Annotated in this window: 9 protein-coding genes; 8 read left to right on the forward strand and 1 reads right to left on the reverse strand. The window is 70.3% G+C overall.

Annotated elements, in window-relative coordinates:
- Positions 1-4 precede the first annotated feature (4 nt).
- From ybeY to VG296_RS24655, 4 genes are read left to right on the forward strand one after another with little or no spacing between them, the layout of a single operon-like run.
- On the forward strand, positions 5-478 hold the full coding sequence (gene ybeY, locus VG296_RS24640; protein WP_325569592.1) for an rRNA maturation RNase YbeY: 474 nt from the start codon (positions 5-7) through the stop codon (positions 476-478).
- Between the two features lie 58 nt (positions 479-536).
- Positions 537-1,856 carry a hemolysin family protein gene (locus VG296_RS24645; protein WP_325569594.1) on the forward strand — a complete coding sequence of 440 codons (1,320 nt, stop codon included), beginning with the start codon at positions 537-539 and terminating at the stop codon, positions 1,854-1,856.
- Between the two features lie 36 nt (positions 1,857-1,892).
- A complete protein-coding gene (locus VG296_RS24650; RefSeq protein ID WP_325569596.1) occupies positions 1,893-2,261 on the forward strand; it encodes a cytidine deaminase in 369 nt (122 codons plus the stop codon).
- 41 nt (positions 2,262-2,302) lie between these two features.
- On the forward strand, positions 2,303-3,463 hold the full coding sequence (locus VG296_RS24655; RefSeq protein WP_325569598.1) for an LCP family protein: 1,161 nt from the start codon (positions 2,303-2,305) through the stop codon (positions 3,461-3,463).
- Positions 3,464-3,497: 34 nt separating this feature from the next.
- Here the strand turns inward: VG296_RS24655 and VG296_RS24660 are convergent, their stop codons facing one another.
- On the reverse strand, positions 3,498-3,656 hold the full coding sequence (locus VG296_RS24660) for a hypothetical protein (protein ID WP_325569600.1): 159 nt from the start codon (positions 3,654-3,656) through the stop codon (positions 3,498-3,500).
- 461 nt (positions 3,657-4,117) lie between these two features.
- On the opposite strand from VG296_RS24660, the gene VG296_RS24665 reads away from it, so the two are divergent.
- The 4 genes from VG296_RS24665 to VG296_RS24680 all read left to right on the forward strand — a co-directional run.
- The gene (locus VG296_RS24665) at positions 4,118-5,098 is read left to right on the forward strand and encodes an acyl-ACP desaturase (protein WP_325569602.1); all 981 of its coding nucleotides are present in this window, start codon (positions 4,118-4,120) and stop codon (positions 5,096-5,098) included.
- Between the two features lie 216 nt (positions 5,099-5,314).
- Positions 5,315-7,201: a chaplin family protein gene (locus VG296_RS24670; protein WP_325569604.1), complete on the forward strand. Its 1,887-nt coding sequence runs from the start codon at positions 5,315-5,317 to the stop codon at positions 7,199-7,201.
- A 236-nt stretch (positions 7,202-7,437) separates the two neighbouring features.
- Positions 7,438-8,145 (forward strand): class E sortase, encoded by a 708-nt coding sequence (locus VG296_RS24675; RefSeq protein ID WP_325569606.1) that lies wholly within the window; start codon positions 7,438-7,440, stop codon positions 8,143-8,145.
- Between the two features lie 46 nt (positions 8,146-8,191).
- The coding region (locus tag VG296_RS24680; protein ID WP_325569608.1) for an acetylxylan esterase at positions 8,192-8,993 on the forward strand (802 nt) is incomplete at its 3' end.

Below are 8,993 nucleotides of genomic sequence, written 5' to 3' on the forward strand. Positions count from 1 at the left end.
GGTTATGTCCATCGATATCAACAACGAGTCCGGGGTCGAGGCCGACGAGGCCGCGATCGTCGCGCTGGCCCGCTTCGTCCTGGCCGAGATGGGCATCCACTCGCTGGCCGAGCTGTCCATCCTGCTGGTGGACGCCGGCGCGATGGAGCAGCTGCACATCCAGTGGATGGACGAGCCGGGCCCGACCGACGTGCTCTCCTTCCCGATGGACGAGCTGCGCCCGGCCCGCGCCGAGGACGACAACGAGCCGACCCCCGGCCTGCTCGGCGATATCGTGCTGTGCCCCGAGGTCGCGGAGAAGCAGGCGGTGGCGGCCGGGCACCCCACCGCGCACGAGCTCGACGTGCTGACCACGCACGGGATTCTGCACCTGCTCGGCTACGACCACGCCGAGCCGGAGGAGCACGAGGAGATGTTCGGGCTGCAGAACGAGCTGCTCGAGGCCTGGGTCGCCGACCGCGGGGGCGCCGCGCCGTGACCGGGCTCGCGAGCGAACGAACGAGGCCACCCGCCGACGCGGCCGACGAGGTAGTCGCGTGACCGACGCCGAGGCCTGGCTGCTGGTCGGCGCCGCGGTCGCGGTGGCGGTCGCCGGACTCGCGGCCTGCCTGGACGCGGCGCTGGCCCGGGTCTCCCGGGTGCGCGCGGACGAGATGGCCGAACACGGGGTGCCGGGCGCGGCCCGGCTGGTGCGGGTGACCGCGGACCCGGCGCGCTACTTCAACCTGGTGCTGCTGGTCCGGGTGACCTGCGAGATGGCCGCCGCGGTGCTGGTCACCCTCGTCTGCGTGCGCGAGTGGGGCGTGACCTGGAAGGCCGGGGTGCTGGCCACGGTCATCATGGCCGTCATCTCGTACGTCGCCATCGGCGTCAGCCCGCGCACGCTCGGCCGGCAGCACGCGCCGAAGATCGCCGTCGTCGGCGCTGCCGTGCTGATCCCGCTCAGCCGCATCCTCACCCCGCTCACCAGGGCCCTGATCGTGCTCGGCAACGCGCTGACCCCCGGCAAGGGCTTCCGCGAGGGGCCGTTCGCCACCGAGGCCGAGCTGCGCGCGCTGGTGGACATCGCCGAGCAGCACAGCGAGATCGAGGCCGAGCAGCGGCGGATGGTGCACTCCGTCTTCGAGCTCGGCGACACCCTGGTGCGCGAGGTCATGGTGCCGCGCACCGACATGATCTTCATCGAGCGCGGCAAGACCCTGCGGCAGGCGCTCACCCTCGCGCTGCGCAGCGGCTTCTCCCGGATGCCGGTGGTCGGCGAGAACACCGACGACGTGCTCGGCATCGTCTACCTCAAGGACATGGCCGGCCGGGTGCACGAGCACCGGGCCGGGGAGAGCGTGGAGCTGGTCGAGTCCGTGATGCGGCCGGCCACCTACGTGCCGGACTCCAAGCACGCCGACGAGCTGCTGCGGGACATGCAGGCCGAGCGGATCCACCTCGCGGTCGTCATCGACGAGTACGGCGGCACGGCCGGGCTGGTCACGATCGAGGACATCCTGGAGGAGATCGTCGGCGAGATCACCGACGAGTACGACCAGGACCGGGCCCCCGTGGAATGGCTCGGCGAGCCCGGCGACCTGCGCACGGGTGCGCGGGTGAGCGCCCGGCTCGACCTGGACGAGCTCGGCGAGCTGTTCGGCCGCGAGCTCGAGGACGAGGACGTGGAGACCGTCGGCGGGCTGCTCGGCAAGATGCTCGGCAAGGTCCCGATCCCGGGGGCCGAGGTCGAGCTGGACGGGCTGACCCTGGTGGCCGAGTCGGCCGAGGGGCGCCGCCGGCGGATCGGCACGGTGCTGGTGCGGGAGAATCCGCCGGAGCCCGAGGAGCACCAGAACCACCGCTCCGCGGACTGATCGTCCGTCAGCTCCGGGTCCGGATAAGCTTGCGCCATGGACGCTGACCTGGACCCGGAAGACGCGAAGCTCATCATCCTGGCACGGTCCGCCTGGGCGCGGGGACGGCCCCGCGCCAGTAGCGCGGCCGCGGTCCGGGACCAGACCGGTCGTACGTACATCGCCACGGACGTGAGCCTGCGTGGAGTGTCGCTGACCGCGCTGCAACTGGCGGTGGCCATGGCGGTCTCCTCCGGGGCCGAGGGCTTGGAGGCGGCAGCGGTGGTCCGCGAGCCGGACGACGAATTGCTCGACCGCGAGCTGGGGCCGGCGTGGGAGGCGGAAGCCGCCCGCGTGATGCTGGCCGGAACTGACGGCGCCTTGGTCAAGGTCTACCTGAATCCTGATCAGATCACAGCGGCGTAGCGATCCCGGCATAGGCCGACGCCGCGCACTAGCCTGAGCGCGTGAGCGGATTCGAGCCGGACGACCTGTTGCCGGAGCAGTCCTCGACCTACGGCGGTCTGAGCGGCAAAAAGGCCAAGAAGACCAAGAAGTCCCGCGGCGACTCGGGCTGGCTGCTGCCCGAGGGCGCCGAGGAGGACAAGCCGAAGCGGAAGCGCCGTTGGGGCCGGATCACCGCCTTCACGGCGCTCGGCGTGGTGCTGGCCCTCATCATCACGGTGATCGCGAGCTGGTTCTGGGCCTCGTCGAAGGTCACCCACGTCGGGGCGCTCACCGAGTACTCCGGCCGTCCGGCCCAGGGCGCGGGCACGAACTGGCTGCTGACCGGATCGGACAGCCGCGACTCGCTGACTCCCCAACAGGAGGCTCAGCTGCACACCGGTTCGGCCGCCGCGATCAACGGTGCGCGCACCGACACGATCATGATCCTGCACTACGGCGCGACCGGCCCGGACCTGATCTCGATCCCGCGCGACTCCTACGTCGCCGTCCCGGCGTATACGGACTCGAAGGGCGGCACACACTCCGCGTCGCACAACAAGATCAATGCCGCCTACGACCTCGGCGGCCCGCAGTTGCTGGTGCAGACGGTCGAGGAGAACTTCGGCATCCGGATCGACCACTATCTGGAGATCGGCTTCCTCGGCATCGTCAACATGGTCAACGAGGTCGGCGGCGTGCACATGTGCCTGACCTCGGCGATCCACGACAGCTATTCCGGCGCGAACCTGTCGGCGGGCTGCCAGACGCTCAACGGCACGCAGGCGCTCGCGTACGTCCGTTCGCGCTACTCGCTGCCCAACTCGGACATCAGCCGGATGTCCGACCAGCAGGCGTTCATCAAGGCCATAGTCAGCGCGGCCGTGCGCCCCGGCGTCTATCTGAATCCGTTCGCCTTCTACCCGTTCGTGGACGCGGTGCTGAACTCGGTCGCGGCCGACAACGGCACCGGCCTGTCCGACCTGCTCGACATGGCCTCGCACGCCAAGCCGCTGGGCTCGAGCGGCGGCACGACCGGGACGATGCCGATCGCGAACGAGAGCTACAACGTGTCCGGGATCGGCGACACGGTGGAGATCGACAAGACGAAGGCGGCCGAGGTCATCGCGGCGGTGAACCAGGACAAGGCGATCCCGTCCGGCCTGCTCAACTCGCTCGGGTGACGGCGGCCGGGGGCGGTGTTCTCGGGACGGCCCGCTAGCGGGTGAAGACGTTCTTGAGCGCGATCATGCCGAGCACGAGCGCGCAGCCGACCACGCCGACGACCACCGCCGCGCCTGGGCCGCTGCCCTCGTGCGCGGCGAGCAGGCCCATGAGGGCGCCGACGCCGGCGGCCGGGAGCAGATTCGCGCGCATGTCCTCACAGTAGCCCTGGAGAGCCCTGGCCAGGGAAAGCCGGCAGGCCGGAAAGCAACTAGTCCGGGAAAGCGCATCGCCGCACCGGTGCGGCGGCGCGGCGATGTCTGTTTCTCTCGCCGTCGGGTCTCAGGGGCCCGGCGGTCGTTTTGGGCCCCGGTGCGCTCACGGCGCCCGACGGGGTCCACCCTCAAGAATCAGCGTGGCCCAGGTCACTCGATTTGTCAATTGCGGCAACAAAATCGTCATTTTCGGCGACTCTCCGTCACCCCCTGTGATCTTACGAATCCTCCGAGCGGGCCCGACCACCCGCTCGGCGCACCACTGAGAAATTTGCTTGACTTCTTAGCCGCCGCACCCCGCCCACCGCTGGCGCTGCGTTCGATCTTGGGCTACGGTAACGTAACTTACGCATCCGTAACCGTAGCTTTCGCATGCGCCTTCCAAGTCCAGGAGATCCTGTGAGCGTCACCGCAGAGCACCCTCAGGCCCCGAGCAGCCCGCCGCGCGGCGAGCTGAGCCAGACCGCGCTGCTGCTGGAACTCGAGCCGGTCGTGGAGGCGAACCTCAACCGGCACCTCAACGTGGCCAAGGAATGGTTCCCGCACGCCTACGTCCCGTGGAGCGAGGGGCGCGACTTCGACGGCCCGCTCGAGGGCGAGGCCTGGCGGCCGGAGCAGTCCAGGCTCGACGAGACCGCGCGCACCTCGATGATCCTCAACCTGCTGACCGAGGACAACCTGCCCAGCTACCACCACGAGATCGCCTCGCTGTTCGGCCGCGACGGCGCCTGGGGCACCTGGGTGCACCGCTGGACGGCCGAGGAGGGCCGGCACGGCACGGCGATCCGGGACTACCTGCTCACCACCCGGGCCGTGGACCCGGTGGAGCTGGAGCGGGCCCGGATGACGCACATGGCCCAGGGCTACATCTCGCCGAACTCGCAGCACGCGCTGAACTCGATCGCCTACGTCTCCTTCCAGGAGCTCGCGACCCGCATCTCGCACCGCAACACCGGCGCGTACTCCGGCGAGAAGCTCTGCGACCAGCTGCTGCAGAAGATCGCCAACGACGAGAACCTGCACATGGTCTTCTACCGCAACCTGCTCGCCGCCGCCTTCGAGCTGGCGCCGGACCAGACCATGCGGTCCGTGCTGGACGTGGTGAAGAACTTCCAGATGCCGGGCGCCGGCGTGGAGAACTTCGGCCGCAAGTCGGTGCAGATGGCCGTCGCGGGCATCTACAACCTGCGCATCCACCGGGACGAGGTGCTCAGCCCGGTGCTGCGCAACGTCCGCGTCTTCGAGCGCACCGACCTCGGCCCGGCCGGCGAGCAGGCGCGCGAGGAACTCGCGGAGGTCATGGACGCGCTGGAGAACGCGGCGGCCCGTTTCGAGGAGAAGGTCGCGGCGCGCAAGGCCCGCGCGGCGGCGCGCGGCTGAGTCCGCGGCCTGATTTCATACATACGGCTGAGCGGATGGGTCGCCGACCTTTGCGTTAGTCGGCCCGGGTGCCACCGGTCCCCGCGTTAACTAAATACTCTTATCAATATTCAGCCTTGAAGAGTAAGGATGAGTGACCTCCGCGGTCGGCAGGCGTTGCGCCGGGAAGGCGGGTCCTTCGGCCCGCCGTCCTCCGACTGATCAGTAGAGGTCCCCATGTACGACTTGGCCAAGCGCAGCCTGGCCTTCACCGTCGCCACGGGTGGTCTGCTGTTGACCGGCACGGCGTACTCCCCGGCCTTCGCGGCCGCGGGAGTTGGCGCCAACCAGGGCCCAGCGCAGGCCCAGGGTGTGCAGAGCGACGCGAACGCCTCGTCGTCGCCGGTCACCGCAGCAGGCTCATCCGGCACGGTTCAGGCTCCACCAGATTTACTGGCGCCCAGCGCGCTGCACCCCGAGATCCCCGCGCCCAAGCCACGGGCCGCGTCCTCCGGTCCGGGTGCCGTCGCCACGTCGAACACGAACCGCTCCGGCGGCGTCGCGTCCGGCAACAACATCCAGATTCCGGTCAACATCGGGCTCAACCTGTGCGGCAACAACGTCAAGGGCGCGAGCGTCCAGGACACCTCCGGCGGCGGCAACTGCTCGAACCCGAGCGGATCCAGCGCCACCGGAACCACCAGCCACTCCGGCGGTCTGCTGTCCGGAAACTCGATTCAGGCGCCGATCAACGCGCCGATCCTGGCCTGTGACAACAACGTGCTCGCCGCCACCGCGCACGAGCACGAGCACGGCGCCAACTGCGCCGCGCAGGGCGGCAGCCAGTCCGGCCAGGGCGCGCCGGGCGGCGGCGGGTCCTCGGCCAACCAGACCACCGACCATTCCGGTGGCATCCTGTCCGGCAACATCATCCAGGCGCCGATCAACGTGCCGGTCAACGCCTGTGGCAACAACGTGAACGCGGGCGTGGTCCGGAGCAGCGAGTCCGGCTCCGAGTGCACGAACTCTGCGGAAGGCAGCGCGCCGACCACGCCGGGGGCCCCGGCGCCCGGGTCGGGGGGCGCCAGCGCCACCGCAGCGTCCGTGGACAACGGCGGCATCGGCTCCGGCATGATCGTGCAGACGCCGATCAACGTGCCGGTCAACGTCTGCGGCAACACCGCGAACGGCCTCGCCTCGCACGACCACGTGAACGGCGGCACCTGCTCCACCAACGGCGGCGGCTCCAGCGCCATCGCCGGCTCCAACGGCAACGGCGGCGTGCTGTCCGGCAACGTCGCGCAGACCCCGATCCAGGTGCCCGCGAACGTCTGCGGCACCGAGGCGCTGGCCGGCGCCACCCACGTGGACGACCAGAACCCGACCTGCGGCACGGCGACCCCGGGCAGCACCCCGCCCGGAACGACCGCGATCAGCGTCATCGCGAACAACGGCGGCATCGGCTCGGGCAACTCCGCGCAGACGCCGATCACCGTGCCCGCCAACGTGTGCGGCACCAACGTCTCCGCGGCCGGTGTGCACGACACCCAGTCGGGCACCGAGTGCGGCAACAGCACGCGGGCCACGGTCGTCAACGTCACCACCAACACCGGCGGCGTCGGCTCCGGCAACAACGTGCCGGTCCCGGTGAACGTGCCGGTGAACGTCTGCGAGAACAACGTGGACGTGGCCAAGGGCCCGAACAGCGAGACCGACTGCTCGAACACCCCGCCGAGCACTCCGCCGTCCACGCCGCCGTCGACTCCGCCGAGCACGCCCCCGTCCACGCCGCCGAGCACGCCGCCGTCGACTCCTCCGTCGACTCCGCCGAGCACGCCCCCGTCGACCCCGCCGTCCACGCCGCCGTCGACTCCTCCGTCGACTCCGCCGAGCACGCCGCCGTCGACGCCGCCCACCATTCCGCCGACCGGCCCGAGCACCCCGCCGCCTCCGCCGCCTCCGGGCGTGCCGACGGCGCCGCCGCACGCGGCCCCGCCGCCGCACCACGGCCACCTGGCGCACACCGGTGCGGACATCGGCATCGCCCTCGGCGTGGCCGGCGCCGCGCTGCTCGGCGGTCTCGGCCTGCGCGCCGCGGCCCGCCGCCGCGAAGAGGGCGAGTGAGCGGCAGACGGTAGTGCAGCAGTAAGCAAGTAGTGCAGCAGTAGTGCCCCGTCCGGTCCTGCGTGATCAGCGACCAGCGCAGGATCGGCCCGGGGGAGCGATAGCAACGCCGGCGGCCCGACGTGTTCAGCGACACGCGTCGGGCCGCTGGCGTTTTCTGCGCGCGGACCTCAGGACGGGCGGTTCTCCGGCGAACCGCCCGTTTCGGCGTTCATCGGAACTTAGTATTCAGCCTCGTGTTACGACGTGAGGCGCCTCCCGCGCGCGCGGGCATTTCGGGCCGGGCCGTCGACCTCCTCGGCGAGCTGCTGGTCACCTTCGGCGTGCTGTGCGCGCTGTACCTGGTGTACCTGCTGTGGTGGACGAACGTGGCCGCGGGCATGCAGAACCGCGCCGCGTCCTCCGCGTTCCAGCACACGCTGACCACTACCAGGTCATCCGTGGCACCGACCGACGACCTCGCGGACGGCACCAGCTTCGGCTTCCTCTACATCCCCGCGCTGGGGCCCGGCTGGCGTGCCCTGCTGACTCAGGGCACCGAGCGCACGCAGGTGCTCAACACCGGCGCCGTGGGCCACTACTCGAGCCCTGCGACGGCGATGCCCTGGGACGCGAGCGGGAACTTCGGCATCGCCGGGCACCGCGACGGCCACGGCATGATCTTCCGGGACCTCGACAAGCTCAAGCCCGGCGACAAGGTCTATGTGCAGACCGTCTACGGCTGGTACGTCTACCAGCTCGACCGCGAGGCCCCCTCCGTGCCGATCAACGACGTGAACGTACTCGCGCCGATCCCGGTCGGTTCCGGATTCACGGACGCGGGCCGCTACCTGACCATGACCACCTGCACGCCGATGTACGTGGACTCGAATCGGCTGGTCTGGTGGGGCCATCTCGTGCAGACGACGTCGCGCGACGTGCTGCCCGCCGGCCTCGGATCGTGAGTTCGAGCCGAGGAATCGAACGAAGATCGATGCTAGGTTCCACTTCATGGCATTGATCGACCTGAGCCTGGCAGAGCTGCGGGACTACCGCCCCGAGCGCACCGAACCGACCGACTTCGACCAGTTCTGGACCGAGACCCTCGAGGCCGCGCGCAGCCACCCGATAGCGCTCGAGCACACGACCGTGGACATCGGTCTGCCGCTGATATCCGTGGACGACGTGACCTTCGCGGGCTACGGCGGCCAGCCGATCAAGGCCTGGCTGGTCCGTCCGGCGCGGGCCGAGGGTCCGCTGCCGTGCATCGTCGAGTACTGCGGTTACGGCGGCGGACGCGGCCTGCCGCACGAGCAGCTCTACTGGGCCGCCGCCGGATACGCGCACCTGCTGATGGACACCCGCGGCCAGGGCGGAGGCTGGCGGGTCGGCGCGACGCCGGACGACGGGGCGGAGGGTGCCGGCCCGAGCGTCGACGGCTTCATGACCCGCGGCATCCAGTCCCCGGAGACCTACTACTACCGGCGGCTGTACACCGACTCGGTCCGCGCGGTCGATGCGGCCCGCGCGCACCCGTCCGTCGACGGCCAACGGGTGTTCGTGAAGGGCGCCAGCCAGGGCGGCGGCCTGGCGATCGCGGTGTCCGGCCTGGTCTCGGACCTCAGCGGCGTGCTCACGGACGTGCCGTTCCTGCAGTCCTTCCGGCGCGCGACCGAGATCACCGACTCGTTCCCGTACAAGCAGATCGGCAACTTCCTGGCGACTCAGCGCACGGTGGTGGACAACGTCTTCCGCACGCTGTCCTACTTCGACGGCGTCAACTTCGCGGCCCGCGCGAACGCCCCGGCGCTGT

Origin of the sequence: Actinospica sp. (assembly GCF_035552695.1) — a bacterium.
In the GTDB taxonomy this organism is placed as follows: domain Bacteria; phylum Actinomycetota; class Actinomycetes; order Streptomycetales; family Catenulisporaceae; genus Actinospica.